Source organism: Microcoleus sp. MON1_C1 (assembly GCF_036701945.1).
Lineage (GTDB): Bacteria > Cyanobacteriota > Cyanobacteriia > Cyanobacteriales > Microcoleaceae > Microcoleus.
Window position 1 is genome coordinate 46,849 of the sequence record NZ_JAUBRO010000011.1, and the last position, 16,721, is coordinate 63,569.

General features: G+C 46.3%; 15 protein-coding genes. 7 read left to right on the plus strand and 8 right to left on the minus strand.

Translation table 11 applies throughout. The features are described 5' to 3' along the window. Positions 1-213 precede the first annotated feature (213 nt). Entirely contained in the window at positions 214-996 is a 783-nt protein-coding gene (locus QUA62_RS08390) for an SDR family oxidoreductase (protein ID WP_333403411.1), read from the minus strand. Between the two features lie 97 nt (positions 997-1,093). Between QUA62_RS08390 and QUA62_RS08395 the strand changes: the two genes are divergently transcribed. Beyond that, entirely contained in the window at positions 1,094-2,428 is a 1,335-nt protein-coding gene (locus tag QUA62_RS08395; RefSeq protein WP_333403412.1) for a hypothetical protein, read from the plus strand. Positions 2,429-2,486: 58 nt separating this feature from the next. Here the strand turns inward: QUA62_RS08395 and QUA62_RS08400 are convergent, their stop codons facing one another. The 3 genes from QUA62_RS08400 to QUA62_RS08410 all read right to left on the minus strand — a co-directional run bounded on the left by QUA62_RS08400 (position 2,487) and on the right by QUA62_RS08410 (position 6,260). Further along, on the minus strand, positions 2,487-2,723 hold the full coding sequence (locus QUA62_RS08400; protein WP_333218903.1) for a 2Fe-2S iron-sulfur cluster binding domain-containing protein: 237 nt from the start codon (positions 2,721-2,723) through the stop codon (positions 2,487-2,489). Positions 2,724-2,819: 96 nt separating this feature from the next. Beyond that, on the minus strand, positions 2,820-4,286 hold the full coding sequence (cobQ, locus tag QUA62_RS08405; protein WP_333403413.1) for a cobyric acid synthase CobQ: 1,467 nt from the start codon (positions 4,284-4,286) through the stop codon (positions 2,820-2,822). Positions 4,287-4,625: 339 nt separating this feature from the next. Then, a complete protein-coding gene (locus tag QUA62_RS08410) occupies positions 4,626-6,260 on the minus strand; it encodes a Ycf66 family protein (RefSeq protein WP_333403414.1) in 1,635 nt (544 codons plus the stop codon). A gap of 373 nt (positions 6,261-6,633) precedes the next feature. On the opposite strand from QUA62_RS08410, the gene QUA62_RS08415 reads away from it, so the two are divergent. Next, positions 6,634-6,816, plus strand: coding sequence for a hypothetical protein (locus tag QUA62_RS08415; RefSeq protein WP_333403415.1), 183 nt, complete (start codon positions 6,634-6,636; stop codon positions 6,814-6,816). Between the two features lie 373 nt (positions 6,817-7,189). Then, the gene (locus QUA62_RS08420; RefSeq protein WP_190657148.1) at positions 7,190-7,627 is read left to right on the plus strand and encodes a DUF6918 family protein; all 438 of its coding nucleotides are present in this window, start codon (positions 7,190-7,192) and stop codon (positions 7,625-7,627) included. A gap of 120 nt (positions 7,628-7,747) precedes the next feature. On the opposite strand, the gene QUA62_RS08425 is transcribed toward QUA62_RS08420, so the two are convergent. The 3 genes from QUA62_RS08425 to QUA62_RS08435 all read right to left on the minus strand — a co-directional run bounded on the left by QUA62_RS08425 (position 7,748) and on the right by QUA62_RS08435 (position 12,237). Further along, positions 7,748-9,250: a HoxN/HupN/NixA family nickel/cobalt transporter gene (locus tag QUA62_RS08425; protein WP_333403416.1), complete on the minus strand. Its 1,503-nt coding sequence runs from the start codon at positions 9,248-9,250 to the stop codon at positions 7,748-7,750. A 263-nt stretch (positions 9,251-9,513) separates the two neighbouring features. Further along, positions 9,514-10,920: a tetratricopeptide repeat protein gene (locus QUA62_RS08430; RefSeq protein ID WP_333403417.1), complete on the minus strand. Its 1,407-nt coding sequence runs from the start codon at positions 10,918-10,920 to the stop codon at positions 9,514-9,516. A gap of 102 nt (positions 10,921-11,022) precedes the next feature. Next, entirely contained in the window at positions 11,023-12,237 is a 1,215-nt protein-coding gene (locus QUA62_RS08435) for a DUF4331 domain-containing protein (protein ID WP_333403418.1), read from the minus strand. Positions 12,238-12,862: 625 nt separating this feature from the next. Between QUA62_RS08435 and QUA62_RS08440 the strand changes: the two genes are divergently transcribed. The 4 genes from QUA62_RS08440 (at position 12,863) to QUA62_RS08455 (ending at position 15,868) form a co-directional block, all read left to right on the plus strand. Then, complete coding sequence (locus tag QUA62_RS08440) at positions 12,863-13,429, plus strand: sigma-70 family RNA polymerase sigma factor (protein ID WP_333403419.1); 567 nt, start codon at positions 12,863-12,865, stop codon at positions 13,427-13,429. A gap of 68 nt (positions 13,430-13,497) precedes the next feature. Beyond that, a complete protein-coding gene (locus QUA62_RS08445) occupies positions 13,498-14,193 on the plus strand; it encodes a cupin domain-containing protein (RefSeq protein ID WP_333403420.1) in 696 nt (231 codons plus the stop codon). Between the two features lie 212 nt (positions 14,194-14,405). Beyond that, positions 14,406-14,879, plus strand: coding sequence for a DUF732 domain-containing protein (locus QUA62_RS08450; protein WP_333403421.1), 474 nt, complete (start codon positions 14,406-14,408; stop codon positions 14,877-14,879). Positions 14,880-15,049: 170 nt separating this feature from the next. Then, entirely contained in the window at positions 15,050-15,868 is an 819-nt protein-coding gene (locus QUA62_RS08455; protein WP_333403422.1) for a hypothetical protein, read from the plus strand. A gap of 92 nt (positions 15,869-15,960) precedes the next feature. On the opposite strand, the gene QUA62_RS08460 is transcribed toward QUA62_RS08455, so the two are convergent. Then, complete coding sequence (locus tag QUA62_RS08460; protein ID WP_333403423.1) at positions 15,961-16,548, minus strand: acireductone dioxygenase; 588 nt, start codon at positions 16,546-16,548, stop codon at positions 15,961-15,963. Positions 16,549-16,721: the final 173 nt, after the last annotated feature.

The following is a 16,721-nucleotide window of genomic DNA, read 5'->3' on the forward strand; positions in this document are numbered from 1 at the left end:
ATCTGTCTGTGGGTGCGATGATTTGTCCAACAGGGGGTTGTTTGTTTGTCCGCGAGTCCGCCAGGGGTTGAAACCCCTGTCTCATAGCTAAAGTCGGTTGAAACCGACTGAATAATGGTGACAAATATTTGATTGTTTATTTAATTTGCTTTTCAGTCTTCTTGAGAGGACTTTCGCTATGAGAGGGGGATAGAAACCCCGGGCGAACTATTCCTATTTCGCCCGAAACACCTTTTCTACCGACTTCACCAAAAGTTCTCGCGGCATCAATCGAGGCAGATTGGCGATGATTTGATTGGGAATTCCCCCTGTGACAACATTAGACTCATTTTTGTCTAAAGCTTTCAAAGCATCTCGCACTACCTCCGCTGCAGGAACGAGTTTTTGCCCGCTGCTGGATGCCATTGATTGAGGGAATTCAGCTACTGCGAAAAAGTCCGATTCTGTCGGCCCTGGACAAAGGCACAAAACGCCAATTCCTAAATCTTTGTTTTCCGCCCAAAGCGCCTCGCTGAAACTTAAAACAAAAGCTTTAGTTGCTGCATACATCGACAAGTACGGCATCGCTTGAAAAGCTGCGATGGAGGCAACATTGATGATACTTCCTGATTTTCGCTGCCGCATTCCCTGCAAAAATAAGTGCGATAGTTCAACTAATGCTACAATATTTAGTTGCACCATTGTTAGTTGTTTCGCAAGCGGGCGATCGGCAAAAACACCGTAATCGCCAAAACCCGCATTGTTCACCAACAAATCAACCGACCAACCTTTTTTAACAACCGCGTCAAATACAGCAGTTGCGGCTCCGGGTGCGGTCAAATCTTGAACGATAATTTCGACTAAAATATTGAATTCCTGTTGCAGTTTAGCAGCTAGCTGTTGCAATTTGTCTTCGGAACGAGCTACCAAGATTAGATTGTGCTGGCGTTTGGCTAATTCGGCGGCAAAGGCTGCACCAATTCCGCCAGAAGCACCAGTGATTAAAGCAGTCGGCATGAAATTAATTCGGATTATTTGATAGGAACTTTATATATTTTAACAATTATTTTGACGGGGAACCAGTAAAATAATTAAAAGGGAATAGGTGAGTTTTATGGCGCGTCTTACCGATCGAGCTTTTGAAATTTTGCGGGCCGAAGTTGACAAGTGCGCGGCGGCTGATAGTGTAGCCGGTGATGTCTACCGACGGATGGTAATCAAGCGGTTGGAGAAATTACGCTTGCAAAACGGCACTTTCGCCTCAAGAGAAGAAATCCGCGATACCTTCAAAGACGAATTTCCCAACTTCAGCGAAAAAGCTCTCAAAGCAGCCGTCAAAGCCAACCGCCCGCCGGGAGTGTTCGGTAAAATCATCTTTGCTGGGAGTTTGCTGGGAAGTGCAGCGGGGATAATTTGGCTGCTAAATCTACCTTTTCCGATGATTCGCTGGCCCGTGGCTAAAACAATGCCGATATTGTTGCTGCCGAGTTTTATGAGTATGGATCACAATTACCGGCAGGCGATCGCCCTTGTGGAACAATCCGATCAACTGGTGAATAAAGCCACGGCTGTCGCTGATTTTGACTTGGGCGAAATAAAAGCAAAACAAGCGCAAAAACACCTCGACGCCTTGCCGGTGTGGTTCCTCGGCTATTACCCAAAGAGGTACTGCTCTTTTTTTAGGTGCAGTTGGCAGTTTACATTCGATGAATTTGAAGCCGCCCGCAAAAATGTCGGGCGGATGGAAGCTCAGATTTTCCAGCAAAAAAATGCTTTTACTCAGTTAAATCAAGTCGAACAAACGCTAAAGGCTGCGAAACAGGAGTATCAGCAAGCCAAAACGGCTGCGGATAGACAAAAAGCGACGGTAAATTGGCAAAGTGCGATCGACCAACTCAATCAAATTCCCGCCGAAACCCTCGCGGGAGAAACCGCTAAGAAAACACTCAAAGCAGCAGAAAGAGACTTTCAAGCAATGGGCGGCGTCGCCACCGGTTCTGTGCAGGCTGACAACTTAATTGAAGCTGCCAAAGAATTTGCTCTCTCCGCCGCCGTCGCCTCCCAAAAACCTCCCCATCCCGCCGCACAGTGGGAGCAAATAGCAGAATTGTGGCAAGAAGGAATTAACCGACTAAAATTAATTTCCCTCGATAATCCGGGCTATCTCGATGCTCAAACCAAACTCGCTGAATATCAAAAAAATTTAGGAATCACCCAGATTAGACTGCAAGCAGAAAAAGATTCTACCACAGCTTTGCAAGCAGCTAAAAACTTGTTTGCCAACTTGCAAAATAATGTGAATTCTCAAAATCCCGGTTACTCCCTCAGCCAGTTGCAACAAATTATCAATCAATTAGAATCCGTGAAACCCGGGACAACTGTTTATCCCGAATCCCAAAAATGGCTGCAATCTGCTCGCAAAAAACAGCAAGAATGGCAAAAAAATTAGTCAGTTGTCAGTCAACAGTTAACAGTCAACCGTCAACAGTCAACCGTCAACTAACAAATTACCAAGTCGGGTCAACATACAGATTAATTGTCACTTGCTTTCTCCCCGAAGGGATGCCGGAAATACAAGCACAAATCGTATCTCCGCCATCAATTTCTACTTCGCAAGCGTGACAAGAACCCATGAGACAGCCGGTAGGAATAGAAACCCCTGCACGTTTAGCTACATCTAGTAAAAGCTCTCCTGGTTCAGCTTCAACTGTCACGTTATCTGGTAAAAAACAAACTTTTGTCATTGAATTTGAACCTCAACTCTAACAAACAATAATCAACAGTTAACAGTTAACAGTCAACTGTCAACAGTTAACAGTCAACTGTCAAAAGTTAACTAATTAACCTAAAATATGCTTGATATCTAAATGCTTTTCCACTGTATCTGCTAGAGAGTCTAACAGAGTTTCTCGGTGTTCCCGGTAATTAGGAATACCTGTAGGCAACGCGCGGAGTCCCCGCTGCTGCCGCAAGTGATTTAACCAAGCTCGCCGCCAAGCTCCGTTGTCAAAGATGCCGTGCAGGTATGTACCCCAAATTGATTGAGAAGTATTGACAATCCCTAAACTAGCATCGTCAAATAGCGGTTGAGTCAAATCTGACTCTAGGATTTGCGTTTTTCCTTGATGAATTTCGTAACCGGAAACGGGCAAACCCGGTTGAGGATAGTTAGATGTTACGATTCGTTGGCGGGCAATTTTGTTCGGTGCCATGGCAGTTTTCAAAGGCAGCAACCCCAATCCTGGAAATTCTCCCTTTTCTCCCTCAACCCCTTCTTTATCCGTGATACTTTGTCCCAGCATCTGAAAGCCGCCACAAACTCCCATGACTGTACCGCCAGCTACTAAATAATTTTGAATAGCTTTTGCCATACCTGTTTGGCGCAGCACCTGCAAATCGGAAATTGTAGTTTTAGAGCCTGGTAAAATCACGGCGTCTGGATGGCCTAACTGGTCTTTTGGGCTGACATATTTGACAGTGACGGAAGTTTCCGACTCTAGGGGGTCAAAGTCTGTAAAATTGGAAATTCGGGGCAGGCGGATGACGGAAATATTGATGTCGGTTTGAGCATTGGGAGAACGCCGATCGAGCAAATCGAGAGAATCTTCTGAGGGAAACACTTCGTCTATCCAAGGAATCACCCCAACTACCGGGATTCCCGTCCTTTCTTCTAGCCAAGTCAGACCCGGATCTAATATCGATTTTTGTCCTCGGAACTTATTAATAATGAATCCTTTAATTAAAGCTCGTTCGTCGGGATCGAGCAATTCCAAAGTACCGATAATGTGAGCAAAAGCACCGCCGCGATCGATATCAACTACTAGCAAAGTTCGAGCCTTTAAATATTTAGCTACCCGCATATTTGTTAAATCGCGGTGTTTGAGATTAATCTCAGCAGGGCTACCGGCTCCCTCACAAACAATCATGTCAAATTCTTGGCCGAGAAATTCTAAAGAGTCCCGAATAGCTTGCCAGCCGATATCGAAATACTGCTCGTAATATTGAGATGCTCGCACATTGGCGATCGCCCGGCCCTTCACAATCAATTGAGAAGTCATGTCTCCTTGTGGCTTGAGCAAAATCGGATTCATTTCTACCCAAGGTGCGACGCCCGCAGCCCAAGCTTGCACTGCTTGAGCGTAACCAATCTCTCCGCCGGCCGCTGTGACATAGGAATTCAGTGCCATATTCTGACCTTTAAACGGAGTTACCCGCCAGCCTCGCCGAGAAAAGATTCGACACAAAGCTGCCACGAGTAAAGATTTCCCTGCGTGAGAGGTTGTTCCCACGACCATAATTGCTTTCATAATATTAAGGGAGAAGGAAGTTCGGCAACGCGCAGTGTAAGGGATTTAATATCTATTCCCGTTGCACCGTCCGTGATTGTTGATTGTTGAGTGTAAACTGCTGACTCGGAGTCTAAAAACTAAATGGTTGAGTGTTAACTGTTGACTCGATTTTATTATTCCGATGCAACCGGAAACGATATAACGGATTTAACGGATTTAACGGATGGATGTTGAGAGCCGAAGTCAAGCGTGAATAAGGAGGAAGGAAGAGGGCCTAAGTAAGAAGTAAGGAGTAAGAAGTAAGAAGGCAGAAAACAGAATCAAAAAAATTCTGGTTTCTACCTTTTGCTTTTTGCCTCAAGATAACGGCTTATCTTCGCCGGATACATTCTCAGACTTGGATTCATGGGCCGCTTGAGCAGCTTCTACTAGATCCGGAGGGGGGGGATTCGGGCGAATCAATTCCGGTTGTTCTCCCTCAGAAGATGGTTTTTTATCTGTTGATTCGATCGAGATCACTGATACTGAAACCGTTTCCACCTGCACGCTCAACCCAGGTTCTCCCGGTACTTCTATCTCTACAGGCTCTGCCATTTCCACCACAGTCATTTCTATCGATGCTGCAGGGGCTTCTGCTTCCGGTACGCCTGCTGCTGCTTCCGGTTCACCAACCGCAGCCAGCGGTGTCTGGGTTTCCAGAGATACAGCAGGGGCTTCTGCTTCTAGTACGCCTGCTGCTGCTTCCGGTTCACCAACAGCAGCCAGCGGTGTCTGGGTGTCAGCGGACGATCGATCTTCGATCGGAGTTTCCCCTATTTTGTCAGAACTCGCGGTTTCTGTGGCCATCAAAAAGGCCATTGCTTCAACATCGTTGGGAAACGGCACTCCTTGGCTTGTTTCCACAACAGTGTTGCTACTTTCGGCTGCCACTTCCGCAGCCACCTCGGCTAATTCGGATTCGAGAATTTGGTCGATACCCGCTGCAGGAGTTGCCGTTATTTTAGATTCAGGTGCGATCGATTCTGGAGTCGCTGAAGGTTTTGGCGTCTGGGGAGTTGCATCAGACTTGTTTTTACCCGCACCTCTTCCCAACATACCGCCGAGACTATTTTTGATATTGTCGAACAGACTTCCGAAACCGCCGGATTTTTTAGCTGGTTTAGGAGGAGTAGGAGGAGTTGGGGCCACCGCCGCCGCCGCTGCCGCTGCCGCCTGCGACTCTTTAACGGCTGTCCTCCATTCTGTTTCCTCGTCAAAATCATCGACTTCTAGCTGCTGTTGAGGCTCTGGCTGAGCCTCTGCTGGCTCCACACTCGGTGCAACGGCTATTTCTGAAATTTCTAGAGGTAGAGGTAGAGGAGTGAAACTGCTGGCTAATTCTGCTGGGGTTGGTGAAGTCTCAGCAGCAGGAGTTTCGACTGAAAACACTGGTATTTCTGCAATTGCAGGTGGTTTCGAGTCGGGAATTGTCCAGTCAGGGGCGATCGCACTTTCAGTCGTCGGAGCGATCGAACTTTCAGCAATACTTTCAGCTATGGGGGGAATCGCCGGCTGTTCCTCTAGCTTTACCTCGCCCTTATCCAGAGTCGGTGCTGGAACCACATCAGTTTTCGGTTTGGGCGATCGAACAAACTTAGGTTTTTTCGCTGCGGGTTCTTTTTTCTTGGCAAACAAGGCAGCCAACGGCACGCCTGCTGCAGCCAAATTCGCCGACTGAGGAATCGGCGTTTGCTCAGCAACGGGTGTCACTTGCCGGCGCAAAGTCAGAGTTTCCCAGGCAAACCAGCCCAACATCGCCACGCCCGCCATTTGACCAAGCAGGAGAGCACCAGTAATTCGTCCCGCACAAGCCCATAAAATTAACGCATAAAAAAGCCCTACCCCGCTCCAGGTAAAATCACTTTTGCGGTGTACTTCTGGAAAAAAGAAGGCCGCCATGTAAATACTGAAGCTGCCTAGACCGACCGCCAACGCCAGAATGTATGCAAGCATCTTGTCGGTACCTCCGCTGTGTCAAATAACTTCTACGCGCTAATTCTACCTTTGAGAGAGACTCAACGGCTTCTTTCTCTAGGACAATTCTTGATTTGGGGGGAAGTTCGGCAACGAACCGATGTAAGGAATTTAACACGTTCAACCGATGTTGACGGTACAAGTGCCAGGAAAGATTTCCCACTCTCCCCCAGTTCCCTAGGGTCCATCACCCCCTATCCCCAGACCCCCTATCCCCATCACCCTCTTCTCCGTGGTGATAGATGTCACTTAAACTATGCCCGTGCGATCGCACCAAGCGACTGAGGATGTTTATATGTTGTAGGTGTAAGAGGAATTATGCCTTAGGGCATATGTAATTGGAGACACTGCCATGTTAGAAAAAGTATTATTAGCTGCCGGCTTAACCTTATCGCTTCAAGTATTTCCCGGACTCACCACTTCCGCGCCGTTATCGAAAAATTTGGTATTGCGATCGAGCGATCGCCCGGCTCAAACCCAGAAAGTTCCCATCGTTGCAGTACCTGCGGCCCTCAAGCCCAACGTCCAATCCTAATGATACGTGCCAGCTCATACGTGCAAGTGCGATCGGACTTAGGCAGAGCCTTTCTAATATTTTTTTCGAGCTGTTCTATTTTTTATGTGACTGTTCACAACTCATCAGTTTGTAGTCAGGGCTTTAGTCCTCATTAATATCACCTAATAAGGACTAAAGCCCTTACTACAAACCGCAGCCAAATAATTAGTAGCAGATAGAACATTAATTCCCATAACATACGAGACAAAACTCAACATTAGGTTCTGTCATAGACACATTCAAACCTTAAAAAACTTGGGAAACCTTGAATAAAGGCTCAAAATAGATATATGATGTCAGATTGAGTTCAAAGCTAATAAGCACATTGACTATTAAATCAAGGAAAGTGAAAATGGGACTTAGTGATATTCTCTTGAATGAAAACCACAGAGAAACTTTTGTTGATGACTGTGTAAAGTTGATAGACCAACAAGTTGCAGCAGCGCCCGGATTGGGTGGTATGGCTCTTAAAGCTGCCTACTCTACTGTCAAGGGGATACGGGCTGACTATTGCGCCCAAGTCGTCGATCAACTTCTGCCAGAAATCTCGATCGCACTCGATCCGATGTGGACTGAAGCGGTAAACAATGGCAACCCAGTCGAATATTTTGCTCAAAGAAAAGGTGAAGTAGCAGACGAATTGCTCCAAATAAGTGACAAAAGGGTCGAGAAAAGCACCAGATCGATGGTTAAAGGCGCCTATGCCAAACTCCGCCCCTCAGCTAAGACTTATGTAGAAAAGGGAGTACCGGATTTAGCCGAAATTATTAAGAAACATAGCGCGGCCTGATCAGTGAGCAACGGCTAAAAAACACAATACCCTGATACCCGGCTTCTTCAATAAATCGGGTATCTAAAATCCGACTTATTCGTAAGTTTGTAGTTAGGAGGGAGAGTCCTAATTTTATGCTTATCCATTGCCAATTACCCACTGATTTGCCGCCAATATTTTCAACATCGCCTGTCCGGTAATTCCCAACCCCAAAAACATTACAAACATCGCACTAATCGCCGGCAGAAATTTGACTGCTGTTATCTGTTTGGGCAGTTTATCAAAATTTCGTTTGGCATAAACTAAGATTAATCCGATCGCACTCAGCACTAAAGCCAATCCCAAACTAAACGCTACCACTAGCGTCATTCCCAAACCAACATTGCCCAAAGCCGACGCGCTCAACAGCATCACCAAAGCGGAAGGACAAGGCAACAAACCGCCGGAAATTCCCAACGCTAATAAGCTTTTCCAAGTAATGGGAGAACCGTCAGTACCCGGCGGCAAATGCGAGTGAAGGCGGCCGTCTCCGTGATCGTGGTAGTGGTGAGATATATCTGGTTTTACAGGTTTAAATTCTCTCTCCCAACTTCCCCTACTCAAAAGATTCACTGGTTCTTCACATTCCGCAGTAAGGACTTTACTCCTTAAAAACCAGTTTTTATTAAAAATTTTAGTTTGGATTTTTTGGAGAACTTCAGTCCTCACTACCAACCTAGTCTTAATTTTGGATAAGAGTAAGTTGAACCCGATTACGGCTACTAATAAACCAGAGATTAAACTCAGCCAAGGATCTAATTTTTCCGGGTCGATCAAGTTAGAAGCAAACAAAGTAATTCCGCCCACAGCAAACACGCCGGCAGTGTGAGTAATTGTAGTGGTCGCTGCTAGAAATAAAGCGTGTACCGGAGTAGCCCGCGAACCAACTAAATAAGCGCCGACTATGGTTTTTCCGTGTCCGGGCGACATCGCGTGCACGCATCCCCAAGCAAATGCTCCCGCTACTGCTAGCAGTAAACTCCAACCGGAATCCCAGATAGATTCCTTTCCTGCTAACAAAAAGTCGCGGTTTTGCGGCGTAAACACAAAGCTTTTTACAGCACCCCCTTGTACAATCGTAGCTTGGCAGCTAGCTGTCGGAACTTCGGGCAAAAACAGATTGTAATTAATCCGCAACTTCTCTGGTTTGGAGATGGAAATCGAGTCAGGTAAACCGGGGGTTTTATCTTGAGAAGGTAGGGGCCAGGTGTAGTCTAAAATTAAGGTGCTGTGGGTATTGGGCTGCTGGATAACACTCGCGCTTTTAGCTGCTATTTCTAGCGGTTTTACTGCTACGGAGCCTTGAATGTTGCTACTGTTGGTGAGGCGGATTTGTTGGCTAAAAAACTTTTCTAGCTGTGTTTGGTGGCTGCGAACTTCAGCAGGTTGTAGCTGGCTGTCTCGATTGTCGTCGGCGAAGTTTGTTAAGCCGGTTGGGAAAGTTAATGTTACTTCGGTTTGCAAATCGTTGACTACTATTTCTGCTACGGATAAGTCTGACCAGTGCGAGTAAACTGGTCTGGTTGAGGTTGTTAGCAACAATGAAAGTGTCAGGAAAAATAGGATAAATAATTGGGGAATTCGGTTTATTTTGTACTGCATAAATCCCGGTTTTTTTAGTGATTTTCGGATGAATTATTTGTTTTTGTTGTGATTTTTCCAGCGCGCTTACCCGCAAGCCCGCCGGGGATTGAAATCCCCGTCTCATAGCGAAAGTCGGTTAAAACCGACTGAATAGCTAATCAAATTCAACAATTGTGCATTTCAGTCCTATGCAAGAGGACTTAAGCTTTGAGCCAGGGGTTGAAACCCCTGGCGGATTGACGCAATGGCGAACTTGGCCGAATGGCTGCTATTAGCTAATCTCAAAATTCATAACTTCCCAAACCCAATGCTTGGCGGGATCGATCGTCAAAACTCGGGTCAATTTCCTTGGACTTTTGAAAATAAGCGCGAGATTCAGCATCCTTACCTAAAGTCCGGGCGATCGCACCAGCCCGGTAAAACATCCCCGCATCCCGAATCCCCGATCGCACTATTTCCGCCATCACTCGATCGGCCTTTTGCCATTCCCCAGCACTCGAAAGCGCCCAAGCCAAAGTATCTAGGGTCACAGCATCCCGGCGAATTTTCACCTCCTCCTGCATTAACGCCAGCGCTTCCGTGACATCCTGCGATCGACCTTTTTCCAGCAGCAAACTCGCCAAATCCCTGCGGTGGCCGAAACCCCCAGATCCAGAAACCTGTTCCTGTCGCAGCCCCGCTTCTGCTTTGTCGCGAAGTCGCCGGGATTCGTTCGCATCTCCCTGCAAATCCTTAACCCTCGCCATACCGCGATCGACAATGCGATCGAACACAGTCTCAACCCCGGCAGAATACGCAGAAACCTTGCTGTAATAGCCTTCCGCCTCCCGATAATTGCCCTGCCGCGTCTCCAAATCCGCCAAATAAATCAGCGCCAGCGGGTATCGCGGCACCAACCGCAGCGCCTCCAAAAACAGCGCTTTCGCCTGCACAAACTGCCCGCGACGCGCGTAAAACCGACCCAAGAGCGATCGGGCCCGCGCCGAACCAGCAACCTCTCCCGGTTCCTCCGCGGCCATTGCTTGGCGGTAATCCTGCAAAACCTCAGCATCTCGGCCCTGAGACTCTCTCACTAAAGCTCTCAAAGTGAGGGAACCCAAGTTAGGAATCCGATTAACTAAGGCTTCTGCGGCTGCATTTGCCTCGCTCACTTTTCCCATCGCTAAGTGAGATGTAACTAAAAGGGCGATCGCATCTTCATTCTCAGAACCCACCTGTTTAGCAAAGCGCAAAGCAGTAGCAAAATCGTGTCTCGCCTCAGCAATTCGAGCTAAAACTAACAGCGCACCTTGGTTGTCAAAAGGCAAATCGGCGATCGACCTTTGAGCCGCTTGTTCTGCCAATAAAAACCAACCTCCCTCCCCAGTACCGCGAGCCATTTTTAAATAAGATCCCGCCAGTGCCGCCCGGTTCAAACCGCTGCGGGAATCAACGACCAACCGCTGCTGGTAAAAAGCAATCTCTTGCTTAATTGCTTCCTTTTGATTGGGATTATTTCTCAAACTTTCCGAGAAATGATAGCGGTAATTCGCATCGAGATTTTCGGGACTATTGTTATAAAGTTTATCTGAAATAAAACGCAAATTAGGAGGTAAATTCACTACTACCATCCCAACTAAAGGAACTACTATCAGCAGCCACCACGAGAAAATATCCGATTTTATTTCCAGTTTAGTCTTAGTTTTCATACATCCGCGTTAATCAGCGTTCATCGGCAGTTAAAAAAAGGATTTTACATCTGTCATTAGTCAGTAAACCCTGACTAATGACAGATGACTAATAACTAATCACTAATTAGGCAAAGCCAAATAAGGAAAACTCGCTTCTAAAGGTTTGTGTCCCTGAGCCGGATTGCCCGGAGTTCCGTTATATGAAACGTTATCGCCAACCGGAGAACCCACCAATGCTCCCAGAGTGATATCAATAACATCGTCCATAGGCAAACGACCTCCGATCAAGCTTCCTTGAGCATTTGTAGCGCTAGCGTAGCCGCTGGTTTTTGTGGTATCGATCCGCATGACATCGGGCAAGAAAGCTCCGGCGATCGCATTTGGATCGACATTATCCCGACCGTCCAACAGATCCACAGCATTCAGAGTAGCAACAGCTTCCTGCCGCACCGGAGCAGCAGCAGCGCTCAAATCCAATCTCGGAGGAATATTATTAAATGCCTCCAAATAAGCGGGAGAAACTATCAAACCCTCATTAATTGCAGGTCTCGCCAAACGCTCGAATTGTTTGAAACCGCCAGCTCCATCCCGGATCGCAACTGTTGACCAAACATCAAAAGTATTCGCCCCAGTTCCTGCTTGCAAAAACGCTTTCGGAACGCGGACAGCAATTGTATTGACGTTGTAACCTTTAGTAAAGTCGATCGCTTGACTCGGTTCTTTAAAAGCAGTGCGCGGCCCAGTTCCTAAAGCTGCGGCGCGAACTCGGAAAAATTGTTCGACATCAAAGAAAAACGGGTCTTCCCGCAACCCGGCAAATACAGTCAAGTTAGAACCGCCCACAGGTACTGTATTCAAAACAGCATTAGAATTCAGGGGTGTTGTGGCAATTAGCCCGCCGTTAACTGTAGTCTTAGCAACAGTCTCCGAGCCACCGCGAACAGCAGTCACAGCCACTGCCTGCATACCTTGATTGTTAGGCGGACTGAAGGCAAACCGCAAGACAATATCGGCGCGTCCAGTCGGGGTAGAATTCACGTCACCTACCTGCGTGATGTGAACTTGGTAGAGAGCAGTAGTGCTGAAATAATATTGATAGCGAGCTACAGACCTGGGATTTGAATTCAGGATAAATACTAAATCCCCCTCCGCAGCTCCTGAATTTTGGTCTTTTTCCCGAAATACGTAGAGGTCAGTTAAATTGACAGCGCGACCTTTAATATCTACTTCCCCGTCGTCGTGGTCGGAAGCAACAATTATCCCTGGAGTTAATAGAGCAATTAGAGCTACTTCAATAGCTAGTATGGTTCGGCGAATTTTTTTTGTGAGCTTCACAGTTAGCACCTTTATTTCAATGAGATTTTTGCACAAATCAATGGTAAACAACCCGCATTCGCGGGTTTTACTTTGGTAGCAACAGGTTGAAATCTGTCAACCTGTCGGGCTTTTGAGCTGTTGCTGATCCTTCTCCTATTGGTGGTATACGAAGGTTTGGCAATTTTGGATCTGTGCTGCCAGACTAATTTATGTAAAAAAGTGTGTTATTATTGAGGATTTACTCGTTCCCGGACTATGCTTGGGAATGCCTGCTTGGAGACACGGCTTCCCTCGATCGAGTAGAGCCAGAGCCTCGCTTATAGGGGTTCCCAGGCTCTTCTTGGGAGTGAGCGAACAAATCTTGGGAACGAGTGAATGGCGTTGTTTTGACTGTTCAGGTTCCGGGCATTTCTTCGTTCTGCATAAAGCGGATTGCTAAGTCTCAAGAAAATAACTAATTAGGTGGTAAAATTCAAGATGACTTGGGATTTTTACAATTCAAAGCACGACAAAATTAGCCGGAAAAGGCATACTCCAGTTTGTACCCCCAACTTCAAACTTACAATTATGTTCTGTAGTGATATACGCCGAATTTTTAATTTTGGATCTGTGCAGTCAAAACAAAAATTTTCGGTACACTGAGATGACAGGCCAGAAGTCAGGCGATGAATCGCTGCTTTTAGTGCAGATTGCCCGGAAAGACCAAACGGCATTAGCTAAACTTTACGATCGCTACGGTCGCCCAAGTTACGCTCTCGCTTACAAAATCCTGGGTTCGGTAGAAGAAGCTGAAGAAGTGGTACTCGATGTTTTTTCCCAAATTTGGCAAAAAGCAGCAACTTACGATCCTTCTCGCAGTCGAGCAGATACCTGGTTGTTCATGCTGACCCGCAGTCGTTCCCTCGATCGGCTGCGAGCTGTGCAGCGAACAGTCCGGGCTGCTGAAGCTTGTCTGGAAGAGGCTAAAGTACCCATCTCTAGCGTTGCAGAACCGATGGAAGATGCAATGTTTAAAGAACGCCGCGAACAAGTCAAAGCGGCCTTAGAAAAACTGCCGAAGGAACAGCAACAGGCGATCGAACTCGCCTACTACCAAGGATTGACTTGCGCGGCGATCGCAGCTAAAACTGGTATCCCGACAGGTACAATCAAAACCAGAATTCGGTTGGGTATTTCCAAATTGCGTCACGCTTTGAGCGAACAATTTTAGATTCTCAAAAAACAAAATTTAAGTTGTTTAACATCAATCTAAAATTGTGGCATCTCCAATCATCCATCTTGAGTGCGAGCGCAGGAGACAATCTCAAATTTAAAATCAACTTAGGCGGAATTACAATTATTGGCGAAAAACAGAGGGAAATTATGCCAGACGAGGAATATAACATCCTTGCAGCCCTTCAAGCTCTCGATATCCTCGACGAGTCAGAACGCGGCGCATTTGCAGAGAAATTGAAAGAGTCCGCAGAACTTAAAAGTGAATTAGCTGCTTTGGAATCAACAATTGCCGCGATCGCCTACACAGCCCCCCCAGTTCCCGTCGCCCCCGACCTCAAAAACCGCCTGTTCCAGCGCATAGCCGAACTGCCGCTAACCCCGGCAGAATCAGTCAATTTAAAGCCCATTGTGACCTCCCCAACCGAGAACAATGCTCCATCTTTAATCGTGCGCTCGCACGATGTCAAATGGAAATCTTATGGAGTTCCGGGAGTTTCGTTCGGCAAGCTTTACATTGACAAAAAAAAGCGCGAACTTACCTGCTTGATGCGACTAGAACCTGGAGTAACATTTCCCCTGCACCGACACGCTGCCTCGGAGGAAGTGCTTGTATTAGAAGGAGACTTAATTGTAGAAGGGGAAATTTGCCATCAAGGCGACTACATTCGATCGGTTCCCGGTTCCACACATTCGCCCCTCACACAAGGGGGATGTTTGCTGTTAATGAAAACTTCCCTAGAGAACGAAATGTTCGTCTGATATTATGTCGGTTGGTTTTCCTGCAAGGATTTATTTTCGCTTAGTCGGGGCTGGTTTATGTAGGCCGATTTTTAGTAGAAATTCTACAGTGTTGGTGAAACTAGCCTTTCCAAGTATTTCTTCGGTTAATTTAGCCGACACGTTCTAACTCAAGAATACCGCATTGCATAGCGTTCGGCGGTTAATAATTCCAAATATATCACGTAATTCCCATGCTAAAATACTCGCGTTTAACTGCTGTTCTGTCCGCCGTTATTATACAATTTGTACCCAGCAACCACAGCGCGATCGCCCAAGAACGCGAAGGATGTTTTCTTGTTAATTCACTGGGAGAAGTAATTAACTTAAATTTGTTGTGTTCGCCTCAAGAATCCGACATTAAGCTGACAGGAAACGATGGGAAATTTCTCGAAGACTACAAACGCTTAGCAAAAAGCTACTCTCCCGAAGCAACGGATAATTTACTGCAAGCAATCCAAAGGGCGCCCGGTCAAAAAATTGCGGCCGCTAAAAGAATGTGTGCGGAAGCAAAATCGGGAGTTTCTCTGCCGGAAGTTAAATTAAGAGCGATCGGGCAAGCTGTCAGTATCGAAAATCCCACTGTCAAAGAAAGTTTTCTTGCGGATGCCGATATTATTACCACTCTTGCCGCCAACCATTATTGCCCGGAGTTAGCCAGTAAGTAATATCATAAAATCTGGAGAGACACGCTAAGCGAGCATCTCAGTTTTGCTTTTACTATCCGTGTGCGATCGTCCGCCTCCCACTCCTAAAAAATAATTGTTACAAAACTGAGATGCTTCCCACGGTAATGCCGCGTCTCTACTTGCAGCAACGATCCATGAAATTACCGGAAATGAAACATTTAAAATCAAGTTCCGCCGACTTGCGGGATTTATTCAAAGACAGCATTACAGTTAAATACCTCGCGGAACCGCTGAAAGCTGTCCCCGCTGGCGAAGATGCGGTCAAATTGCGATCGTGGATGGAGGCCCGCGATTTTGACGTGCTCGGTATCGAAGAAAACGGTACGGTTTGCGGCTATGTAGAACGATCGCACTTAATCACAGGCAAGTGCAGCGACTACCAGCAAATTTTTCACCCCTCAGAATTAATCGCCGCTGCCACTCCTTTGATGGAATTGCTGCCGCTGCTGCGAGAAAAACCGAGATTATTTGTATTAGAAAGCAACAGGATCAACGGTATCGTTACCTGCGGCGATTTGCAAAAAGCACCGGTGCGGATGCTGCTGTTTGGATTGGTGACGCTTCTGGAAATGAATTTATTGCGAATCGTGCGGATTTACTTTCCCCAGGATTCTTGGCAAAAATTGCTTAAGGGCGATCGCATCTTAGCCGCAAAACACCTTTGGGAATTGGGGCGATCGCGAAATGAAGCGATTGACTTAATCGATTACCTGCAATTCTGCGACAAGCGAGATTTAATCCTGACTTCTGCTGAAATAGTCGATCGGCTGGGGCTCAAATCCAAACGCTACGGGGAGCGTTTTTTAAAGTCAGCAGAAGCATTGAGAAACAAATTAGCTCACGCTCAAGATTTAATTAACGGTTCTTCTTGGCCGGAAGTAATTTTTTTAGCCCAGGAAATAGAAGCGCTTTTGCAGCGTTGCGAAGAAATTGAAATGACCACCCCTCATGAAACAGAAAGCATTTAATCCTAGTCTCTTAGAGAGAGATTTTGTTTTTTGAGTCGCCCTTTCAATCGCCTATTTCGATAGAGGAAGGTGCGCCGAAGCGCACCATACATTTAGTTTTTAATTTTTAGTTTCCTGTTAGTATACTGAGGAACCCAGCCTTGAGCACTGGTGTAATACTGCAAGGCTTTCAAGTACAGGGACGGAGTGAGATAAAACCAATGTTCGGTATTGGCAGGCACTTTAATGTATTCTTCAGCTTGCAGCATTAATTGTACCTGAGAGCCGTTAGAATACACAAACCCAAAAACGCATTCTCCAGCTAAAATGTGAAGAACTTCTGCATCTGTGTGGGTATGAGTGCGATCGCTTTGAGTCATCAGCGCGTAAATCTGTTGCGAACCTGGATGCAGCACTTTTAAGTCGCACCACTGATATCCGCTGGCGCGCTTGAACTGTTCAAACTCGCTATTAAATGCTGCGAGAATCTGCTGTTTTTCTGTAACATTGAGAATGTCTTGAACGAGCAGTTCTTGAAACGCCGGATTTTCGTTGGTGGGCAGAGAACCGATCTCAATATTTAAAACGGCCAGTTGACTCGCGATTGCCCGGATATCCGTATATGTTCTACCGTCTTCTAGTTGCAGAACAGCCATATTACCACCTAATGTGTTGAGCTTTGAGGGAAATTTAGTTTCCATTTTTAAGCTGCTGTTTTAAGCTTTGGTCAAAAACTAAACTCCTGCTTATTTTCAATAATAGCCGATCGCTAAAATTCCATGTCCTGCCTCGCCAATCATCAAAGCAATACCACTCATCAAATAATTTGGTGGTTTTTTTAATTTTTATTTAATAACATTTACTGGAGTTAATT